Genomic DNA, 19,434 nt, shown 5'->3' with positions numbered 1-19,434 from the left:
GGGGCGGGGACAACCGGCCGCAATGCGGCTCCTGAAATCTTGAGAACAGGCCATGGATATCGTCAAACTCGCGATCAACAATGCCCGGCTGACCATTGCGGTGCTGGTGTTCCTGCTGCTGGCGGGCTGGGTCGCCTATCAGTCGACGCCGAAGGAAGCGGAACCCGACGTTCCTACCCCTTATGTTTATATAAATGTTGCCTATCAAGGCATCGCGCCCGAAGACGCTGAAAGACTTCTGCTTAGGCCTCTGGAGGCAAAGCTTAAGAGTCTCAAGGGGTTAAAGGAGATGAAATCATCCGCCTATCAGGGCGGTGCCTTTGTCTTCCTTGAGTTTCTGCCGTCTATAAAAGTCGACACCGCGGTGACTGATACACGCTCGAAGGTTCAGGACGCGAAGGCTGACCTTCCCCAAGCGGCAGAAGAACCGGTTGTTACCGAGGTCAACATTTCCGAGTTTCCCGTCCTGGTCGTCACGCTGTCCGGCGATGTGCCCGAGCGTGTGCTTACGGCGGCGGCGCGCGAACTGCGCGACCGCATCGAGGAAGTCCCGGGCGTTCTTGAGGGCACCATACAAGGCGCGCGCGACGATCTCGTCGAGGTCGTCATCGACCCGATGAAGCTGTCCTCCTACGGCCTGCAGCTCGACCAGTTGATCGGCGCGGTCGGCGCTTCCAACAGCCTGGTCGCCGCCGGCAATATCGAGGGTTCGGAAGGCAAATACGCGGTCAAGGTGCCGTCGCTGATCGAGACACCCGAGGATGTCGCGTCCTTGCCGGTGGTCGCCGGCCCCAATGCCGTCGTGCAGGCGAAGGACATCGCCACGGTGCGTTCGACCTTCGCCGACGCCGAGACCATCACTCGCCTCAACGGCAAGCCGGCCATCGCCATCGAAGTCAAGAAGCGCATCGGCGCCAACCTGATCGACACGCTGGCCAAGGTGCGGGAAGTGTCCGACGCCTACGTCAAGACGATGCCGGAAGGCATGAACATCACCTACACGCAGGACAAGTCTGTCTTCGTCAACCAGCTGCTGGGCGACCTGCAGAACCACGTGATGATCGCCGTCATCCTGGTGTTCATCGTCATCCTCTATGCGCTGTCGGGCCGCGCCTCGCTGCTGATCGGGCTTGCCATTCCGTCATCCTTCCTGATCGGCATCCTGCTGCTTGCGATGATGGGCTACACGATCAACATGATCGTGCTGTTCAGCCTTATCCTGGCGGTCGGCATGCTGGTCGACGACGCCATCATCGTCACCGAATTTGCCGAACGGCGCATGGGCGAAGGCATGCCGAAGGCGGAAGCCTTCACGCTGGCCGCCAAGCGCATGGCCGGTCCGGTCATCGCCGCGACCATGACCCGCATCGCGGCGTTTTCGCCGCTGCTGTTCTGGCCCGGCATCATCGGCGACTTCATGAAATACATGCCGATCACGCTGATCGTCACGCTGTCGGCCTCGATGCTTTATGCGCTGGTGTTCGCGCCGACGCTGGGCGCGCTTTTCGCCAAGGCGCCGGAGCATCACGAGGAACACAATCGCGACGGCTGGTACATGGCGCTGGTCAAGCAGGCGGTGCGCTTCCCCATCACCGTGCTGGTGCTCACCGCCGTCTTGCTGACCGGTGTCGGCTTCGCCTATTCGAAATATGGCGCCGGCGTCGAGTTCTTCCCCAGCGTCGAGCCCGATTACGGCCTGCTCTATGTGCATGCCCGCGGCAATCTCTCGCTGGCCGAAATGGATACGGCAACCAGGATCGCCGAAAACCGGCTGCTCGGCTGGCCCGGCGTGAAATCGGTTTACACCCGCGTCGGCAAGACGCAGGGCGGCGGCCAGGATGTGCCGGAGGACGTCGTCGGCGTCATCCAGTATGAGTTCATCGACTGGCGCGAGCGCAAATCGGCCAACCACATCCTGGACGAGCTGCGCACCGTCATGGCCGGCATTCCCGGCGTCGATGTCGAGGTGCGCGTGCCGGAGGCCGGTCCTCCGACGGGCAAGGCGGTCCAGCTCCGGCTTTCGGCCATCGATCCCAAAGGGCTCGACGACCAGGCCCGCGCGGTTGCGGCGGTCATTGCCAAGGTGCCCGACGTCATCGACGTGTCCGACGGCCTGCCGCCGCCCGGCGTCGACTGGGCGCTCGAGGTCGACCGCGCCAAGGCGGCGCAGTACGGCATCAGCCCGACCGCCGTCGGCACCGTGGTGCAATTGGTGACCAATGGCCTGAAGCTGTCCGAGTACCGGCCCGCCGGCGCCGACGATGCCGTCGATATCCGCCTGCGCCTGCCCGAAGACCGGCGCACGCTGTCGACGCTCGACGAGCTCCGGGTGCAGACCGCGCAAGGCTCGGTGCCGATCTCCAACTTCGTCGTGCGCAAGCCGGAGCCGACGGTCGGCATCCTCAACCGCATCGACGGCGCCCGCACCGTGGTCGTCCAGGCCAACGTCGCCGCCGGTAACCAGGTTGCGGCGGTGCAGGCGGAGGTGACCAAGGCGGTAACCGACATGAAGCTCGACAACGGCATACGCTGGAAGCTCGCCGGCTCCAACGAGGACAGCGCCGAAGCCAGCGCCTTCCTCGGCAAGGCCTTCGGCGCGGCGATCTTCCTGATCTTCCTGGTGCTGCTGATGCAGTTCAACAAGTTCACCAGCGTGCTTCTGGTGCTGTCCTGCGTGGTCATGGCGACGATCGGCGTGTTCCTGGGGCTGCTGCTGACCGGCGAAGCCTTCGGCATCGTCATGTCGGGCATCGGCGTCATCGCGCTGGCCGGCGTGGTGGTGAACAACAACATCGTGCTCATCGACACCTATGACCGGCTGCGCGAAGAGGGCTGGGACAAGATGGAGGCGGTGCTGCAGACCTGCCGCGAACGTGCCCGCCCGGTCGTGCTGACGGCGGTCTCGGCCATCCTCGGCGTGCTGCCGATCGCCTTTGGCCTCGGCCTTGAAATCTTCCATCACGAGACGACGATCAACGCGCCGTCGACGCAATGGTGGATTTCGCTGTCCTCGGCCATCGTCTTCGGCCTGTCGTTCGCCACGCTGCTGACGCTGGTGGTGACGCCGTCGATGCTGATGATCTTCACGCGCAGCAAGAACAGCCGCTTCTATGCCTTCTTCCGCCGGCTGTTCGGCCGCGACAAGAAGCCCGATGCGCCCGTGGGGCCGAGACCGGGTCCACTCGACGAACCGGCAATCGCCTTCCCGAAAGCCGCGGAATAGGCCAGCTTTCCTCAGTCAGACAAAAGGCCGTCCGGAACAACCGGGCGGCCTTTTGCATTGTCCCCTCATATCCGACCAGCAAGGCGAGGGACTCTTAATGACCGTCAGCACCATCCTCATCATTGTCTTGATCCTGATCCTGATCGGCGCCGTACCGGCGTGGCCGCATTCGCGCTCCTGGGGTTATGGGCCGTCGGGGATCGCCGGCGCTGTGCTGGTGGTGCTGCTGATCCTGGTGCTTATGGGCAGGGTTTGATCGGAGCCTGAGATATCGGAGATTAGCGTTTCCTCGCCCCACGAAGTGCAGGCAATAGGCATACGGCGGTGCCAGCCCCCACTCCGGCCGCTGCGCGGCCACCTCTCCCACATGTCCATGGGGGAGAGGAAATGCCAAGCTTTTCAAGGCAGCGATCTTGGCGATTAGCATTTCCTCTCCCCCACGAATGTGGGGGTAGAGGTGGCTGGGCGAAGCCGAGACGGAGTGGGGGAGCTCCATATGCGATTGGCCCGAAATCGAGATGACGAGCACACGCTGTGCCCCCCTTGGCCACCCCGCCCGCTTGCGTATACGCTGCCCGCACCACAATCACCGAGGGAGCCATCAAGGTGAACACCGCCAGCCCGCCCAGGCCGCTCGCCGAGATCGCCAGCTATCACGCCCACATCTACTATGACGGGCAAGCCGAACGGCAGCAGGCCGAATGGCTGCGCCTGCGCATCGGCGAACGCTTCCGCGTGCGCCTGGGCAACTGGCGCGACGAGCCGGTCGGCCCGCACGAACAGGCCATGTACCAGGTCTCCTTCGCCACCGAGATCTTCGCCACGCTGGTCCCCTGGCTGATGCTTAACCATGGCGGCCTGAGCATCCTCATCCACCCCAACACCACCAACCCCAAGCGCGACCATCTGGTCGATCCGATCTGGATCGGGCGGCCGCTGGGGGTTCATGGCGAGGTGCTGGGTGAAGAGGATGAAGCGGAAGAGGCGCTGGAGGTGAACACGGAGCCGACGCTGGGGGCTTAGGGAGGCGTTCTGCAAAATAGAGACTTGGCCTTGGAGACGCGTTCGCCAGTAGCCTGGCTCAGGCATGCATGACAGGCCGCTTTGCGCCTCAAGCCGTATCCTATGCCTTCATCATTGCTTCGTCGAAGGTGCCGAACCAGCGCGGGGCCGTTGGAGCGATGGACCGTCGATGGATGGCAAGGGAGAGTTCTCCTTGGTCGCCGGTACGCCGAGGCGGGGTCGCCGAATAGGCAAAGATTGCAATAGAGGAGGCAGCCGGCACTCGTTCCCGCAGGGTCGGGCGCACCCGTTCGGACGGAGCAACTGGCGCTCCGCACGAGGGACAGGGCAACTCACTGGTGACTGGGTGCGTGCCTGACGAACCTCTTCGTTTCGGCTGAGATAAATGCTCTCACTTACGGAACATCGCAGGTTCGTCGAAGTTGGAAAGCTACGGAGGACGTGCACATGAACAGTGTAATCTATCTTATCGGCCTTATCGTCGTCGTGCTCGCGGTCCTCTCCTTCCTCGGTTTTCACTAGGTGGCCTCATGCAGCATGAGAAGGATCAGGGCGGACAGCCCACCGATTTCGACAAGGCGAAAAGCGACGTCTCCGAAAGACTTCGCCAGGAAAATGAGCGTGCCAGCGAGTTGCTTCACGACGCGCGGGACGAGGTGACCCGTAAGGCTGGCGACTATGCATCTGAAGCCACGCAGGTCATCTCCGACAAGGCGGAGGAGGCGCAGCGCGACATCGGATCGAGCTTGGCGGCGTTGGGTGGTGCACTGCGAGCGGCCAGCGATCACCTTGCCAGCAACGATGAAAGGAACGCATCGAAGTTCGCTTTGGATGCTGCCAGTGGCCTTGAGCGGCTTTCATCGTCCTTGAAACAGAAGCCCTTTAGCCAAGTCCTTGATGACGTGCAGTCCTTCGGCCGGCAAAATCCCGGTGTCCTGCTTGCGGGATCGGTGTTGGCCGGATTGGCTCTCGGGCGGTTCATCAAGGCTTCTCCGCCGGCAAGGCCCGATTCTGAGGCCGCTCCGGGAGGCCTCAAATCACACACCGATCAGCCACAGGGTTGGTCCGCTGATCGTCCACAAGATTTTGGCGTGGTCGGCGATGATGGGGCCACGCAGATCGCGGAGCAGGACAGATGAATAACCAGGACAATCCCAGCCTTGCCGGGCTAGTCACCGATTTGGCCCAGAATGTCACCACTCTGGTGCAAACCGAGGCGAGGCTGTTTCGGGCCGAGCTCTCTGAAAAGCTTACCAAAGCCGGAGCAGGTGCCGCGGAAGTGCTGGGCGGCGCGATTTGCCTGCTCGCCGCGCTCTTGGTGTTGCTGCAGGCGCTCATTATCGCACTGACGCGGGCAGGGCTTGGCGCGGGGTGGTCTTCCCTGCTGGTCGGTGTGGTCGTGGCGGTCCTCGGCGTCATCCTGCTGCGGACCGGGACGGCCAGCATGGCGCCTTCGGAACTTACCCCCGACCGGACCCAGGGACAGCTGAAGCGCGACGCGAGCGCGATTAAGGAACAGGTGAGATGAAAGAGAAATCCGCAGCCGAACTTGAACGCGAGGCCGAGGCGGCTCGCGCCCGGGTGATGGAGACCGCCGAATCCATTCGAGGCAAGATGACGCCGGGACAATTGCTGGATGAGTTCACCGGGCTGTTCTCGGGAGGGGAGAGCGCGGCCATGCTCAGCAATCTCAGAACGCAGGTCCGAGACAATCCTTTGCCGGTCACCATGGTGGGCGCAGGTCTGGCCTGGCTGATGTTCGGCAGCGGTGCCTCAAACACCGCCCACCGTTCGGCTGGCTATCCATTGCCTTCAGCGCCGGGACGACATGATGTAGCAGGGGAGCGCGGCGGTTTGGGCGGCACGCTCTCCGACGCCGCGGAATCGCTCTCCTCGAGCGCTACCAGCGTCGGCGACACCATATCGAGCACCGCAAGAGCCGCTGCGGCGGGTCTGACGGGAAGCGCTGTCAATGCAAGCTCGACGACTGGGGACATGGCGGCGAAAGCCAGCCGCTCCGCGCAAGATCTGTTGGAGGACCAACCCTTGGCCGTAGCGGCCGTCGGTCTCGCCATCGGCGCCGCTATAGGTGCAATGCTGCCCCATACCGCAACGGAGGACGAGCAACTAGGCGCCTATGGCGACAAGCTTCGCGATTCCGCCGAAACTTTGCTCAATAGGGGCCTCGATGAGGCCAAGCAGGTCGCCGCCGAAGCCTATGAGACCATTAAGCAGGAAGCTGGCCGGCAAGATATGGAAGCAGACACGATAGCCGATCAGCTCGGCGAGATCGTGAAGTCCACAGCAGACAAGACCGAGCATGCCGTGCGCGAACGAATTTCCGATACGTCTCAGCGCCAAACCTAGCTTGATGATCCTGGATCAACGATAGCCGGCCTCTCCAGAAAGGGGCCGGTGTTGTCCGTCAAACGGTGACCCGCTCGAGTCACTTCAGAGCCGTGTGCGGACTGATGTCCCTTGCCGATAGTAATCCAGCGGATCAGGTTCTCTGGATTGTTGGCCAACCCGCCGCCGATAAGACGCGGTCAGCAAAACTGGCATCTAGGCGAGGACCGACATTGCACTTGAAGTTCGCAGACCGAGGATGCCGGTCCGCTCTGGGACGTAGGGCGACACCCCACTTCACCCCCCAGCCAGCCGCGGCAGCAGAAAAATCTCCGCCCCCGGCGGCAGTTCCTTCGACCACGTATCGCGATAGATCGTCCCGTCGATCGCCACCGCGATGCCCTTCTCGATCCAGGGCTCGATGCCGGGATACTGTTCAGCCAGTTTCCTGAACAGCTCCCTGATGTCCTTGGCCTCGACCTCGACCTTGCTCTGGCCGCCGGCGAGCTGGCCCAGCGCGCCCCAGAGCGTCACTTCGACCATTAGGGCAAGAACCTCATTTTTGCCCTAGCCTCCCCGTTCCGCCTCGATCGCGGCGAGGACCCTTGGCGGCGACATCGGGATGTGGGTCATGCGTACGCCGGCGGCGTTGGAGACCGCGTTGGCGATCGCCGCCAGCGGCGGCACGATCGAGGTTTCGCCGACGCCGCGCACGCCATAGGGGTGGTTGGGGTTGGGGATCTCGAGGATCTGCGTGTCGATCATCGGCAGGTCCGAGCAGACCGGGATGCGATAGTCGAGGAAGCCGGCATTCTGGAGGCGCCCGTCCTTGCCGTAGATATACTCCTCGTTGAGCGCCCAGCCGATGCCTTGCGCGGCGCCGCCCTGGTACTGGCCCTCGACATAGGTGGGGTGCACCGCCTTGCCGGCATCCTGGATCACCGTGTAGCGGATCACCCTGGTCGAGCCGGTATCGGGGTCGACCTCGATGTCGCATATATGGGTGGCGAAGGAGACGCCGGCGCCGTCGGCGACGAGCTCGCTGTGGCCGGCGATCGGCCCGCCGGTCTTGCCGGAAGCGGCGGCGATCTCCTTCAGCGACAGGGCTGCAAGGTTGCCGTATTTCTCGCCCTTGGCGATGGCGTGGCCGTTTTCCCAGACCACGTCGTCGACGGGGATGTCCCACGTCTGGGCGGCGCGCTCACGCAGGATCTTGATCGCGTTGCGGGCGGCCGAGATGGTCGCCATCGAGGACGAGAAGGTGCCGCGGCTGCCGTCGGTCATGTCGTTGTAGCCAAGCGAGGACGTGTCGGCGACCACCGCCTTGAGCTGGGCATAGTCGATGCCGAGCTCCTCCGCCGCCACCAGCGACAGCGACGCGCGCGAACCGCCGACATCCACCGTGCCGACGGCCAGCGACACCGAGCCGTCCATGCCGATGTTCAGGTCCACGCAGGTCTGGCCGCCGAAGTTGAACCAGAAGCCGCAGGCCATGCCGCGCCCCTGGTTCTTGCCCAGCGGCGCCTTCATGTGCGGATGGTGCTTGGCCGCCTCCAGCGTCGGGCCGATGCCGATCGGGCCGTAGACCGGGCCGTAGGAAGAGCGGGTGCCTTCCTGCGCGGCGTTCTTGATGCGGAACTCGACCGGATCCATGCCAAGCTCCTTGGCCAGTTCGTCGACGGCGCTTTCCACCGCGAACGCAGCCATGGGTGCCGAGGGTGCGCGATAGGCCGCAGTCTTCGGCCGGTTGACCAGCACTTCGAAGCCGACCGTCTGGACGTTATCCAGCTTGTAGCAGGCGAACGCCGTCATGGCGCCGATCTCGGCCCAGGTCCCGGCATAGGGGCCGCTGGTGTAGCGCAGCGTCGCTTCGGCGGCAGTGATGGTGCCATCCTTGCGGGCGCCGATCTTGACGTCGATCGAGGTCGCGCTGGTCGGACCCGAGGCGCGGAACACCTCGTCGCGGGTCATCACCAGCTTCACCGGCCGGCCTGCCTTGCGCGACAAAGCGAGCGCCACCGGCTCGGCCCAGACATGGGTCTTGCCGCCGAAGCCGCCGCCGATTTCAGACGAGGTGACGCGCAGCTTCGAGGCTTCCAGCCCGAGCAATTGCGCACAATGCTGGCGGTAGACGAAATGGCCCTGCGTGCAGACCCAGAGGTCGGCGGTGCCGTCGGACGAGACGCTCGCCACGCAGGCATGCGGCTCGATATAGCCCTGGTGCGTCTGCTCGGTCTTGAAGGAGCGCTCGACGATGACATCGGCGTGGCCAAAGCCCTGATGGACATCGCCATGGCCAAACTGGCTGCGCTTGGTGACGTTGGACGGCTTTGCCGGCTTTTCGTCGAGACCCTCGGTGAAGATCGTGTCGTTGATCAACGGCGCGCTGTGCTTCATCGCCTCGTCGACATCGGTGACATGCGGCAACAGCTCGTATTCGACCTCGATGAGCTTCAGCGCCTGCCTGGCCGTGCGGGCATCGACTGCGGCGACCGCGGCCACGGCGTGGCCGTCATAGAGCGCCTTGCCGCGCGCCATGCAATTATCGAGGACGTCGTACATGGCGGCATCGCCATCGGTGAGATCGGGCAGGTCGGCGGCGGTGATCACCGCTTTCACGCCGGCCAGCTTTTCCGCTTTCGAAGTGTCGATCTTGAGGATCCTGGCATGCGCATGCGGGCTGCGCAGGATGCGCCCGACCAACTGTCCCGCCATGTTGAAGTCGGCGCCGTAACGGGCGCGTCCCGTCACCTTGTCGACGCCGTCGGGACGGATGGGCCGCGTGCCGACGGAGGAGAATTTGCGGCCCGAAAAGCGTGGATCGAAGTTCATGCGTGCGCTCCCTTCATCACATTGGCCGCATCCTGGACCGCGCGCACGATCTTGTCGTAGCCGGTGCAGCGGCAGAGGTTGCCGGCGAGGCCGAAGCGGATTTCTTCCTCGGTAGGATCGGGGTTCTTGGCCAGAAGATCCTTGGCCGCGATGAGGAAGCCCGGCGTGCAGATGCCGCATTGCAGGGCCGCATGCTCGAGGAATTTCTGCTGCAGCGGATGCAACTGATCGCCATGCGCCATGCCCTCCACGGTCTCAATATGCCGGCCTTCGGCTTCAGCGCCAAGCACCAGGCACGAGCAGACCAACCGGTTGTCGAGGATGATCGAGCAGGCGCCGCAGTCGCCGGTGCCGCAGCCTTCCTTGGCGCCGGTCAGGCCGAGCCGATCGCGCAGGACGTCGAGCAACGTCTCGTCGGGCTGGCAAAGGTATTCGACGTGATCGCCGTTGATTGTCGTTGAAACTGCTACACCGGCCATCATTTGCCTCCTGCACGTGCGTAGGCGGTCGTCGCGGCCCGTCCGGCCAGCACGCCCGCAACTTTTCGTCTGAATTCGATTGTGCCGCGCTTGTCGTCGATGGGGCGGCAGGCCCCAGCGCAGATCTTGGCGAGCCGCTCAAGTGGCGCCTCGTCCAGCTTCCTGCCGATGAGAGCCTCGGCTGCTTCTTCCACCAGAAGCACGGTCGGCGCCGCGGCGCCCAGCGCGACGCGGGCGGCTGTTATGACGCCATGCTCGTCGAGCGTCAGGTTCACGCCGGCGCTGACCACCGCGATGTCCATCTCGGTGCGCGGGATGAATCTGAGGTAGGCGTCGCCCGAACGCGGCGCGCGCTTGTCGAGCAGGATCGCCTCGACGATCTCACCCTTGGTGAGCGAGGTCTTGCCAGGCCCGATCGGCACAGCCTCGACCGGAATGGTGCGCTTGCCCGACGGACCGGCAACCACGGCCTTTGCGGCGGCGGCCACCAAGGCCGGGACGCTGTCGGCGGCCGGCGATGCGTTGCACAGATTGCCAACGATGGTGCAGCGGCCCTGGACCTGTTTCGAGCCGATCAGCTTCGACGCTTCGACGACACCGGGCCAGGCCTTCTTCAGAACCGAGCTCTCGCCCAGGACGGCGCAGGGGACGGTGGCGCCGATGCTGAAGCCGTCGGCCGTCTCCCTGATCTCGCTCAAGCCCTCGATCGCCTTGATGTCGACGATCAGGTCGGGATCGACAAACCCGCCCTTCATCCGAACGAGGAGGTCACTGCCTCCAGCGAGAATGGCTGATGTGCCGGAAGCGTCGGCCAGCAGGCCAACGGCGTCTTCGATTGAAAGCGGACGTATGTAACGCATCGTCTCCCCTTGGTGATGGTGATCTCGCCGACCGTTATAAACAGTCTCCTCATAATGACCATCCGGTTGCTGATTTCCAGCGATTGGGCCAGCACCGCGAGAGAGATTTTTGTCTAAAGTCTTTGTTTTGATGCATGTCGTTGTCCCAGAACCGCGCACACTTCTGGGCGACATGCATTTAAGCGGCGTCTTTTGCACGGTCGAGGCTGATGCCGATGTCCTTCAAGGCCTCGGCCACGGCCTCGTCCAGCGGGGTGTGCGGGACTTCGCCGATGATGCCTTCCAGCCGGTCGGACACGAGCCGGTGCGGTTCGAAGCGCAGATAGGACATCGAGACGATCTCGCGCCACATCGCCACGAACGGGCTGCCGGCGCGCAGCACCCACCAAGGCATGAAGGTCAGTTTCAGCGGACGTCCCAACGCTTTCTCGGCCGCGGCCTTTATGTCCATGTCGGTGACGGCGTGGCCGGGGAAGTTGAGCGCCTCAAAGAAGCCGAGCTTGCCCTGATTACGCGCCAGGCCGACGAAGCCGATGCCGAAGTCCGGCAAATAGGCCCATTCGTGCACGAGGTTGGCAGGGCCAGGCGCGGTGTAGACGCCCTTGCTCATCTTGGCGGCGACGACGAGGTCGAACCATGATCCGCTGCCGGTGCCGCCGAAGAAATCGCCGGCGCGCAGGATGATGGTGCGGACGCGGCCGGCATCGGCCTCGCGGCGAAACAGCGCTTCCATGGCGCAGCGGATGCGGCCCTTCTCGGTCGTTGGGCGGAACGGCGTGTGTTCGGTGACCACCTCAGGCATCGGCGAGCCGTAATTGTAGACAGTGCCGGGGAAAAGATGCAGCGCGCCATTGGCATGGCAGGCGGCCATGACGTTCTCCGCCATCGGCAGACACTTGCCCCAGTCGGTGTAGATCGGGTTGAGGCCGTTGAAGACGATGTCGACGCCTTGCGTGGCGCGGATCAGCGCCTCGCGGTCGAGCGCATCGCCGGCGACGGCGGTGGCGCCCTTGAGTTCGGCTGGGACCTTGCCGCTGCGGGTGACGGCGCGGACGTCGAAACCGGCGTCGATGAAGGCCTTGCCAACCACGCGGCCGAGCCGGCCATTGGCGCCTAGAATTGCGATCTTGGTCATTTTTCTTCTCCGTGTCTGTGTTTGCACGGTGAATATGATGCGTTCATACGCGAATGAAAATTGACTATGGATGCAGATTTGTTATTCATAAATGAATGGAAGATATCGACTGGAACCTGATCAAGAGTTTCGTCACCGTGGCGGAGACCGGCAGTCTGTCGGCCGCGGCGCGCAAACTGTTGGCCAGCCAGCCGACGCTTGGGCGTCACATCGGTGAGCTCGAACAGGCGCTCGGCGTCACGCTGTTCCGGCGCGGGCGGCGCGGCTATGCTCTGACGGAAGCAGGCGCCACGCTGTTCGAACGCGGCAAGGCGGTGAGCGAGCAGGCGAGCGCGTTCTCACTACTGGCATTGGGCTCGGTCGAGGCGATCGAAGGCACGGTGCGCATTGCCGCCAGCGAGGTGGTGGCGGCCTATGTGCTGCCGAAGATGACGGCGCGGCTCGGCATCGAGGAGCCCGGCATCGAGGTCGAGATCGTCGCCTCGAACCAGGTCGAGAACCTGCTGCGAAGGGATGCCGACATCGCCATCCGCATGGTCAAGCCGGCGCAGAACGAGCTGACGGCGCGCAAGGTCTGCGATATCAAGCTCTGCTGCTGCGCGGCGAAATCCTATCTCGGCAGGCACGGCCGCCCGCTCAAGCCCGCCGATCTTCTCGACCATCCGCTGATCGGCTTCGACCGCAGCGACGAGATGATCCGGGGCTTTACCCAGGCCGGCATCCCCGTCACCCGAAGCAGCTTCCGCTTCAGGGCCGACAACCAGATCGTGCTGTGGGAAGCGCTGCGGGCGGGAAACGGCGTCGGTCTTGGCCAGGAGCCGCTGACGGACAGCGACCCGTCGCTGGAGAAACTGCTGCCCGGCCTGCCACTGCCCAGCCTGCCGGTGTGGCTGGCCACGCATCGCGACGTGCGCACCAGCGTGCGCATCCGCCGCGTCGCGGATTTCCTCTATGAGGAGCTGAAGCGCTATTCGGCGGGGGCGGCCGCGAATTCGGCGCGGTGAGCGAGCCCGGCCATCGAGAGCACGACGGTCAGCAGCGCCGACATGGCGACGAAAATCGGGCCGAAGCTCGAACGCTCGGCAACGAAGCCGATCGCCGACGGCGCCACCAATATACCGGAATAGCCCATGGTGGTGACGACGCTCATGCCGGTGCCCGACGACATGCCTTCCTGGTTGCCGCCGGCCGAGAAGATGATCGGCACCATATTGGCGATGCCGAAGCCGCAGAGAGCAAAAGCCGCGATGGCGATCCAGGGCGAAGGCGACAGGCCGGCGACCAGCATGCCGGCGGCGGCGACCACCGCCGAGCCGCGCAGCGTCGCCACCGCGCCGAAGCGGTTGCGCACGCCGTCGCCGAAAAAGCGCATGACAGCCATGACGCCGGAGAAGGCGGCGTAGGCAAGGCCGGCGATGGCGAGGTCGGCGCCGAGCTCCTGCCGGAGATAAAGCGCTGCCCAGTCGAGCACGGCGCCCTCGGAAATCATCGTCAGCAGCGCCATCAGCCCGACAAGATAGACCAGCGGGTTGGCCGGCAGCGTAAATCTGTGATGCTCGGCGGCCTGCGGCTTGTCCTCTGCGATGAGGTAGCCGACCGCCACGGCTATGACGGCAAAAGCAATGACCGTGACTACAGCCGCATGGGCGAGGTGGCCGTAAGTCTGGATGGCGTAACCGCCCAGACCGCCACCGGCGAAACCGCCGAAGCTCCAGAAGCCGTGCGAGGACGACATGATGGCGCGGGACAGCCGGCGCTCGACCACCACCGCATTGGCGTTCATCGCGACATCCATGCCGCCGATCGAGCCGCCGAAGATGATCATGGCGATCGCCGCCAGCGGGACGTTGGGCGCCAGCGCCACGATCAGCAGGCCGAGGCTGCCGCACAGGCCGAACCAGCGCAACACGGTGCGCGAGCCATGCCTGGAGATCAGATGGCCGCACCAGCTCATGGCCGCGACCGCGCCGACGCCGAACAGAAGGATCAGCAGGCCGAGGGTGAATTTCGAGATGTCGAGCCGGGTCAGGAACACCGGAATCTGCGGCGCCCAGCTGCCGGTCAGGAAGCCGTTGGCGAGGAAGATCGCTGCTACGGCCCATCGCCCGCGAATGGCGCTCTGCATGGTGTTTTGCGCGTTCATGGCGTGAATCCGGTCAAAGAATGGCTTTGCGCGGCAAATTAGATCGATTCAATTTCTCGTCAAGCGCTGGGCTGCGAAAAGCTTGTGGGCCACATCTAAGGGGAAACCGTTAGGCAGCGTTCCTTCGCGCCCCCCTCTGTCCTGCCGGACATCTCCCCCACAAGTGGGGAGATTGGCGGCTTCGGCGCCTCGCTTATTCTTGCACCGCTGGCGATTGGCTAGAGCCTGCGTGACGGCCAATCTCCCCCCAAGTGGGGGAGATGTCCGGCAGGACAGAGGGGGGCGCTGTCCCGCCGACGTCAATCCTGTGAACCGCGCGCTACTTCAGTGATCCCTCGGCCGTCTTGCCTCGAACTCCGCTTTCTTGGCGTCCGAAGCCTCGGTCTGGTTCAGCGCCTGCCATTGCGCATAGGGCATGCCGTAGACGATTTCGCGCGACTGGTCCTTGCCGAGATCGACGCCCTCAGCCTCGGCCGCTTCGCGGTACCAGTTCGACAGGCAGTTGCGGCAGAAGCCGGCGAGGTTCATCAGGTCGATGTTTTGCACATCGCTGCGCTCGCGCAGATGCTCGACCAGCCGGCGGAAGGCCGCAGCCTCGAAATCGCGTTTCTGGCCGTCGCTGAGTTCGGTCATTTTCTTGGGTCCTCACAGCGGCCCGGTGCGCGAGCCGAACATCTTCACCTGATGTATATCGGGACGGCGGTCGATGGCGTCAACGATCGGCGCCAGCCGTTGCGCCCAGGCCAGCGCCCCCTTGCGGTCTGATATCAGGTCCTGGCGGATCTCGATCAGCGCATGGGCAAAGCCGTTGACGATGGCGTGCTTGAACATGGTGTCGCCGCGCAACGCGCCGTCATAGGGTTCATTGTCGCCGACGACCAGGTTTTTATCCTGCGCCAGCATGTCGATCAGCGGCCGCGCCACGCGGTCGTCGAGGTCCCACAATATGCCGACATGCCAAGGGCGGATGAAGCCCTGCATGACAGGGGTGAAGGAGTGTACGGAGAAGATGAACGGCGCTTTGCCTGAGGCGTGCGCCACCGACGCGATCATGGCGCCGACCGCGTCCTGATAAGGCCGGTAGAAGCCGTCGAGCCGCCTTTCGCGTTCGGCCGGTGCCATGGGATAGTTTCCCGGCACGACGGTGCCGTCATAGAGCTGGCGGATCAGCGTCGGGTCGTCCTCGCCGCGATTGGGATCGATCAGCAGCCGCGAAAAATTGGCGATCACCGCCGGCACGTCGAGCGCTGCGGCCAGTTCGCGCGTCACCGTCTCGACACCGATGTCGTAGGCGATATGGCGATCGAGTTCCGCCGCCGGCAGGCCGAGACGGCCATACTCCTCCGGCAGGTCGCGGCGGGCATGGTCGGCGACAAGCACGATGCCTCGCTTGCGGTCGCCTTCGACGATATCGAAAGGCGCGAAAACTGTGGATCGGGTCATTGGCTGGAAAGGTCTGTTCGCTGGCTTCCGGGGAGGGTGGTATCGTCATTCCCACGAAGAGGACTGTTGCGCAATGCCGTTGTTTGGCCACGGTTTCTGCGAAAATCCTGTGACGCGCGGCAGATCGCGTGTCGGGGGCCTTTCTAAATCGATTGGAATTGGACAGAACGGCGCGTTGACATGCGCCCGGACTTTTCCGAAAAGGGGCGTTGAGAGATGCAGATGACGTTATTGAGGGGTTTCGGGATGGGTTCCGCCGGCAGGCCGCGTGCGCGCACCGCCTTTGCCGTGCCGCTCCTGACCCTGACGCTAGGGCTCACCGCGCTGGTCGCGGCTTCGCCCGCCCGCGCCGATTTCCGCGTCTGCAACGCCACGCAGAACCTGGTCGGCGTCGGCATCGGCTACCGCGCCAAGGCAGGCTGGATCACCGAGGGGTGGTGGCACATCGAAGGATCGAGCTGCAAGACGCTGATCGAAGGTCCGCTGTCATCGAGGTTTTACTATCTTTATGCAGAAGACGCCGAGCGCGGCGGGCGCTGGGATGGCCCGATCAACATGTGCGTGGCTGAAAAAGAGTTCAAGATCGCAGGCGTTACCGATTGCGTCGCCCGGGGCTTCCAGCGCGCCGGATTCCAGGAATATGACACGGGCGAGCAGGCAAGCTGGATGGTCCAGCTGACCGATGAGTCCACAACGGGAGGCGCTCCAGCCGCCCCGGGAACAAACAGTCAATGAGACGTAGCCGCAAGGTCAAGATCCTCGCCACCATCGGTCCTGCCTCCTCGTCCGAGGAGATGCTGCAGAAGCTGTTCGAAGCCGGCGCCGATGTCTTCCGCATCAATATGAGCCACACCGATCACGAGTTGATGCGCACGCTGGTCGGCCGCATCCGCGCGGTCGAGGAGAAAGTTGGCCGTCCGATCGGCATCCTGGCCGATTTGCAGGGACCGAAGCTGCGCGTCGGCAAGTTCGCCAACGGCAAGGAGGTTCTGACGCCGGGCCAGACCTTCACCCTCGACAACAATCCAGAGCCCGGCACGTCGACCCGGGTCTACCTGCCGCATCCCGAAATCCTGAGCTCGGTCGAGGCCGGCCACCGTCTGTTGATCGATGACGGCAAGCTGGAGCTCAGGGCGGTGAAGAGCGACGGCAAGTCTATCACCTGCACCGTCGTCGCCGGCACCACCATTTCCGACAAGAAGGGCGTCAGCCTGCCCGACACCGACCTGCCGGTCGGTGCGCTGACCGAAAAGGACCGCAAGGACCTCGATGCGGTGCTGGCGGAAAGCGTCGACTGGGTGGCGCTGTCCTTCGTGCAGCGGCCGGAGGATTTGGCGGAAGCCCGCAAGATCGCGCGCGGCCGGGCACTGATCATGGCCAAGATTGAAAAGCCGCAGGCCGTCGCCCGGCTGGCCGAAATCATCGAACTCTCCGACGCGCTGATGGTCGCCCGCGGCGATCTCGGTGTGGAAATGCCGCTGGAAGCGGTGCCCGGCATCCAGAAGCAGATCACGCGCGCCGCGCGCCGCGCCGGCAAGCCGGTGGTGGTCGCCACGCAGATGCTGGAATCGATGATCACCGCGCCGGTGCCGACCCGCGCCGAGGTGTCCGACGTGTCGATCGCCGTGTTCGAGGGCGCCGACGCCATCATGCTTTCAGCCGAATCCGCTGCCGGCGCCTATCCGGTCGAGGCGGTGGCGATGATGAACCGCATCGCCACCAAGGTCGAAACCGACCCGACCTATGCCGGGATCATCAACGCGCAGCGCTCGGAACCGGAAGCAACCGGCGCCGACGCCATTTCGCTCGCCGCCCGCGAGATTGCCGAGACGCTGAAACTGTCGGCGATCATCACCTATACGGCGTCGGGCACCACCGGCCTGCGCGCCGCGCGCGAGCGGCCGCAAGTGCCGATCATCGCGCTGTCGCCGATCCTCAACACGGCGCGGCGGCTGTCGCTCTTGTGGGGCACGCATTGCGTCGTCTCGCCCGACGCCAGCGACCTCGACGACATGGTCGACCGCGCCTGCCGCATCGCTTTCGAAGAGGGGTTCGGTCAGCCGGGCGACCGCGTCATCATCACGGCGGGCGTGCCGCTGAGGACGCCGGGTTCGACCAACATGCTGCGCATCGCCTATGTCGGATCGGACGTGCAGGCCACCCGCAACATAGGCTGACAGAGGCTTCAACTCATCACAGTTCGCAGCGCTCTTGCCGCACCTTCGGCGTGATCGATACGCTGAAGGAAGCGGTGTGCGCGAGGGATTGGGTAATAGAGATACTGATCCGGGCCGCGCATCTTTCGCCGGTTGAGGTCGGCGGTGTCGAGCAGGTCGAAATCGACCCTTTCCAGCGTGCAGTGCCAGCCTGCGCTATGCGAAGCCCATCCCCTTCCGTGGTGCTGCAGAAGCCGCTCTCGGCTGGAATAGCCGTGATAGTCGAAGGCGATCACGCCGTTCGTCATGTAGATATGGTTGCCGTAGAAATCCTCGCCCGGAATGATCCGTTCGCCGTAGAATCCGTCCAGGGGAGGATGGCTGAGGAAGGTGCCCGCAAGGATGTGGCAGGCGCCGTAGCCGAAGAAGATGCTATCCGGTAGCGCCCAGAACGCTTCGGGGTTTTTCTTGATTCCGTGCTTCAGGACATACATGCGGCCGTCACGTCGGGGCGAGTTGCGCGTCGGGCACCGTAATGTCGGGGCACTGTGCATCGTTGTACGCATCGCCGGCGATGCGTGCTTCCACGGTTTTTGCCATTGCCTGCAGGTCGACGACCTTGCCGGCGACTTTCTCGATCGCGCCGACGACGAGGTCGGAGGCGATCCAATCCGGCTTGTGGCCGAGATTGTGGACCCAGATCAGTTCGGCGCCGGGGATGTCCCTGACCAGGCCGACCGAATGGATCGAGGCATAGACCACCTTGTCGCGGTCGCCCGAGATGACGATGGTCGGCGCTGTGATGTCGCGGTAATGCGGCGCGGCCTTCAGCGTATAGTCGTAGAGGCCGGCGACATCGATGGCGTTGGCGCGGAAAGCGCCGGGACGCAGCACCAGCGGAATCGAGGCAGTGCCGACATAGCCTTCCGGCACCTTGTTGGGAGAAAACACGCAGGCCGTGGCGTCGTCCATCTGCAGCGTGCCTGCCGGATAGGCCAATGTCTCCGAGAACAGCCAGCCGATGATGGGGGTGGCGGTCAGCTTGTAGTACCAGGCGGTCGCGCCGCCCGGCCAGGGGTGGCTGACCGGCGACAGAAAGACCAGCCCGAGCGTCTTCTCCGGGTGTTCGCGGCCAAAGGCGGCGGTGATCACGCCGCCAAACGAATGGCCGACGATGATCGCATTGTGGATGCCGAGACGGTCCATCAGGCTGGCGATGGTGTCGGCCTGCGCCGACGGGCTCTCATTGTTGCCGGGGCCGCGTGCCGACCAGCCGAAGCCCGGCCGGTCGAGGAAAACCATCTCGGCGCGGCCTTCGAGCAAAGGCCTGATCGGCAGCATCTGATCCCTAAGATTGGCGCTGGCGCCGTGGATGAAGACGATGGCCGGCAGCTCTGCATTTTGCGGAGCCGGCACGTGGACATAGTGGATGCGGGTGCCGTCGATGTCGGCAAATTCGCCGGCCGGCGGGTTGCGCCACTCGATCAGCCACGCGCCGGCCCGGGTGACACCGGCCAGGGCAAAGACGAGCGCGAGGAGCAAAGCACAGGCGGCGTAAATGAGGTTCATGCGCGGAGATACGGGGGTGGAGGGGGATAAGTTCTAGGGAGTAGGGAGTAGGGAGTAGGGAGTAGGGAGTAGGGAGTAGGGAGTAGGGAGTAGGGAGTAGGGAGTAGGTAGTAGGGAGTAGGTAGTAGGTAGTAGGGAGTAGGGAGTAGGGAGTAGGGAGGTGGCGTCTCGACCAATCTCTCTACTGACTACTGACTACTGACTAATCCCTAATTCCTACTGCCT

Annotated in this window: 19 protein-coding genes; 9 read left to right on the top strand and 10 right to left on the bottom strand. The window is 64.0% G+C overall.

From position 1 onward, the window contains the following. The first annotated feature begins 52 nt into the window (after positions 1–52). The 6 genes from NKI31_RS17415 to NKI31_RS17390 all read left to right on the top strand — a co-directional run bounded on the left by NKI31_RS17415 (position 53) and on the right by NKI31_RS17390 (position 6,613). Positions 53–3,223 (top strand): efflux RND transporter permease subunit, encoded by a 3,171-nt coding sequence (locus NKI31_RS17415; RefSeq protein ID WP_352652185.1) that lies wholly within the window; start codon positions 53–55, stop codon positions 3,221–3,223. A gap of 97 nt (positions 3,224–3,320) precedes the next feature. Beyond that, complete coding sequence (locus NKI31_RS17410; protein WP_023685825.1) at positions 3,321–3,479, top strand: DUF3309 family protein; 159 nt, start codon at positions 3,321–3,323, stop codon at positions 3,477–3,479. A 350-nt stretch (positions 3,480–3,829) separates the two neighbouring features. After that, on the top strand, positions 3,830–4,246 hold the full coding sequence (locus NKI31_RS17405; protein WP_023731819.1) for a DOPA 4,5-dioxygenase family protein: 417 nt from the start codon (positions 3,830–3,832) through the stop codon (positions 4,244–4,246). 530 nt (positions 4,247–4,776) lie between these two features. Then, complete coding sequence (locus NKI31_RS17400; protein ID WP_023693627.1) at positions 4,777–5,385, top strand: hypothetical protein; 609 nt, start codon at positions 4,777–4,779, stop codon at positions 5,383–5,385. Continuing rightward, complete coding sequence (locus tag NKI31_RS17395; RefSeq protein WP_023693628.1) at positions 5,382–5,774, top strand: phage holin family protein; 393 nt, start codon at positions 5,382–5,384, stop codon at positions 5,772–5,774. The genes NKI31_RS17400 and NKI31_RS17395 overlap by 4 nt, the downstream gene beginning before the upstream one ends. Then, positions 5,771–6,613 carry a hypothetical protein gene (locus NKI31_RS17390; protein WP_352652184.1) on the top strand — a complete coding sequence of 281 codons (843 nt, stop codon included), beginning with the start codon at positions 5,771–5,773 and terminating at the stop codon, positions 6,611–6,613. Before NKI31_RS17395 ends, NKI31_RS17390 begins: the two co-directional genes overlap by 4 nt. Before the next feature lie 276 nt (positions 6,614–6,889). Here NKI31_RS17390 and NKI31_RS17385 read toward each other — a convergent pair whose 3' ends face one another. From NKI31_RS17385 to NKI31_RS17365, 5 genes are all read right to left on the bottom strand, one after another. Beyond that, on the bottom strand, positions 6,890–7,135 hold the full coding sequence (locus NKI31_RS17385) for a MoaD/ThiS family protein (protein WP_023684042.1): 246 nt from the start codon (positions 7,133–7,135) through the stop codon (positions 6,890–6,892). Between the two features lie 24 nt (positions 7,136–7,159). After that, a complete protein-coding gene (locus NKI31_RS17380) occupies positions 7,160–9,424 on the bottom strand; it encodes a xanthine dehydrogenase family protein molybdopterin-binding subunit (protein WP_352652181.1) in 2,265 nt (754 codons plus the stop codon). Beyond that, positions 9,421–9,903, bottom strand: a complete 483-nt coding sequence (locus tag NKI31_RS17375) for a (2Fe-2S)-binding protein (RefSeq protein ID WP_023684040.1) — start codon at positions 9,901–9,903, stop codon at positions 9,421–9,423. The genes NKI31_RS17380 and NKI31_RS17375 overlap by 4 nt, the downstream gene beginning before the upstream one ends. Next, entirely contained in the window at positions 9,903–10,763 is an 861-nt protein-coding gene (locus NKI31_RS17370) for an FAD binding domain-containing protein (protein ID WP_352652180.1), read from the bottom strand. The genes NKI31_RS17375 and NKI31_RS17370 overlap by 1 nt, the downstream gene beginning before the upstream one ends. Before the next feature lie 178 nt (positions 10,764–10,941). Beyond that, positions 10,942–11,898 (bottom strand): SDR family oxidoreductase, encoded by a 957-nt coding sequence (locus NKI31_RS17365; RefSeq protein ID WP_352652179.1) that lies wholly within the window; start codon positions 11,896–11,898, stop codon positions 10,942–10,944. 95 nt (positions 11,899–11,993) lie between these two features. On the opposite strand from NKI31_RS17365, the gene NKI31_RS17360 reads away from it, so the two are divergent. Continuing rightward, positions 11,994–12,902: a LysR family transcriptional regulator gene (locus NKI31_RS17360; protein ID WP_352652177.1), complete on the top strand. Its 909-nt coding sequence runs from the start codon at positions 11,994–11,996 to the stop codon at positions 12,900–12,902. Here NKI31_RS17360 and NKI31_RS17355 read toward each other — a convergent pair. From NKI31_RS17355 to NKI31_RS17345, 3 genes are all read right to left on the bottom strand, one after another. Next, positions 12,866–14,041 carry an MFS transporter gene (locus NKI31_RS17355; protein ID WP_352652176.1) on the bottom strand — a complete coding sequence of 392 codons (1,176 nt, stop codon included), beginning with the start codon at positions 14,039–14,041 and terminating at the stop codon, positions 12,866–12,868. The two genes, NKI31_RS17360 and NKI31_RS17355, sit on opposite strands and share 37 nt — an antisense overlap. A 324-nt stretch (positions 14,042–14,365) precedes the next feature. Further along, entirely contained in the window at positions 14,366–14,674 is a 309-nt protein-coding gene (locus NKI31_RS17350; RefSeq protein WP_352652175.1) for a DUF1244 domain-containing protein, read from the bottom strand. A 12-nt stretch (positions 14,675–14,686) separates the two neighbouring features. Beyond that, positions 14,687–15,484 (bottom strand): N-formylglutamate amidohydrolase, encoded by a 798-nt coding sequence (locus NKI31_RS17345; protein WP_352652174.1) that lies wholly within the window; start codon positions 15,482–15,484, stop codon positions 14,687–14,689. A gap of 246 nt (positions 15,485–15,730) precedes the next feature. On the opposite strand from NKI31_RS17345, the gene NKI31_RS17340 reads away from it, so the two are divergent. Further along, positions 15,731–16,219: a DUF1036 domain-containing protein gene (locus tag NKI31_RS17340; protein ID WP_023673118.1), complete on the top strand. Its 489-nt coding sequence runs from the start codon at positions 15,731–15,733 to the stop codon at positions 16,217–16,219. Beyond that, positions 16,216–17,661 (top strand): pyruvate kinase, encoded by a 1,446-nt coding sequence (gene pyk / locus NKI31_RS17335; protein ID WP_023673117.1) that lies wholly within the window; start codon positions 16,216–16,218, stop codon positions 17,659–17,661. The genes NKI31_RS17340 and pyk overlap by 4 nt, the downstream gene beginning before the upstream one ends. A gap of 8 nt (positions 17,662–17,669) precedes the next feature. Here pyk and NKI31_RS17330 read toward each other — a convergent pair whose 3' ends face one another. Further along, positions 17,670–18,134 (bottom strand): hypothetical protein, encoded by a 465-nt coding sequence (locus tag NKI31_RS17330; RefSeq protein WP_023752877.1) that lies wholly within the window; start codon positions 18,132–18,134, stop codon positions 17,670–17,672. A gap of 7 nt (positions 18,135–18,141) precedes the next feature. Beyond that, positions 18,142–19,209, bottom strand: coding sequence for an alpha/beta fold hydrolase (locus NKI31_RS17325; protein ID WP_352652173.1), 1,068 nt, complete (start codon positions 19,207–19,209; stop codon positions 18,142–18,144). Positions 19,210–19,434 lie beyond the last annotated feature (225 nt).

It is taken from the genome of Mesorhizobium sp. M0659, from assembly GCF_040320605.1.
Taxonomy (GTDB): domain Bacteria; phylum Pseudomonadota; class Alphaproteobacteria; order Rhizobiales; family Rhizobiaceae; genus Mesorhizobium.
This window is presented reverse-complemented; position numbering and strand designations above follow the sequence as displayed.

Coding starts and splice junctions, on each gene's coding strand:
- NKI31_RS17415 (WP_352652185.1), top strand. CDS start 53: ATGGATATCGTCAAACTCGCGATCAACAATGCCCGGCTGACCATTGCG.
- NKI31_RS17410 (WP_023685825.1), top strand. CDS start 3,321: ATGACCGTCAGCACCATCCTCATCATTGTCTTGATCCTGATCCTGATC.
- NKI31_RS17400 (WP_023693627.1), top strand. CDS start 4,777: ATGCAGCATGAGAAGGATCAGGGCGGACAGCCCACCGATTTCGACAAG.
- NKI31_RS17395 (WP_023693628.1), top strand. CDS start 5,382: ATGAATAACCAGGACAATCCCAGCCTTGCCGGGCTAGTCACCGATTTG.
- NKI31_RS17390 (WP_352652184.1), top strand. CDS start 5,771: ATGAAAGAGAAATCCGCAGCCGAACTTGAACGCGAGGCCGAGGCGGCT.
- NKI31_RS17385 (WP_023684042.1), bottom strand. CDS start 7,135: ATGGTCGAAGTGACGCTCTGGGGCGCGCTGGGCCAGCTCGCCGGCGGC.
- NKI31_RS17380 (WP_352652181.1), bottom strand. CDS start 9,424: ATGAACTTCGATCCACGCTTTTCGGGCCGCAAATTCTCCTCCGTCGGC.
- NKI31_RS17375 (WP_023684040.1), bottom strand. CDS start 9,903: ATGGCCGGTGTAGCAGTTTCAACGACAATCAACGGCGATCACGTCGAA.
- NKI31_RS17370 (WP_352652180.1), bottom strand. CDS start 10,763: ATGCGTTACATACGTCCGCTTTCAATCGAAGACGCCGTTGGCCTGCTG.
- NKI31_RS17365 (WP_352652179.1), bottom strand. CDS start 11,898: ATGACCAAGATCGCAATTCTAGGCGCCAATGGCCGGCTCGGCCGCGTG.
- NKI31_RS17360 (WP_352652177.1), top strand. CDS start 11,994: ATGGAAGATATCGACTGGAACCTGATCAAGAGTTTCGTCACCGTGGCG.
- NKI31_RS17355 (WP_352652176.1), bottom strand. CDS start 14,041: ATGAACGCGCAAAACACCATGCAGAGCGCCATTCGCGGGCGATGGGCC.
- NKI31_RS17350 (WP_352652175.1), bottom strand. CDS start 14,674: ATGACCGAACTCAGCGACGGCCAGAAACGCGATTTCGAGGCTGCGGCC.
- NKI31_RS17345 (WP_352652174.1), bottom strand. CDS start 15,484: ATGACCCGATCCACAGTTTTCGCGCCTTTCGATATCGTCGAAGGCGAC.
- NKI31_RS17340 (WP_023673118.1), top strand. CDS start 15,731: ATGGGTTCCGCCGGCAGGCCGCGTGCGCGCACCGCCTTTGCCGTGCCG.
- pyk (WP_023673117.1), top strand. CDS start 16,216: ATGAGACGTAGCCGCAAGGTCAAGATCCTCGCCACCATCGGTCCTGCC.
- NKI31_RS17330 (WP_023752877.1), bottom strand. CDS start 18,134: ATGTATGTCCTGAAGCACGGAATCAAGAAAAACCCCGAAGCGTTCTGG.
- NKI31_RS17325 (WP_352652173.1), bottom strand. CDS start 19,209: ATGAACCTCATTTACGCCGCCTGTGCTTTGCTCCTCGCGCTCGTCTTT.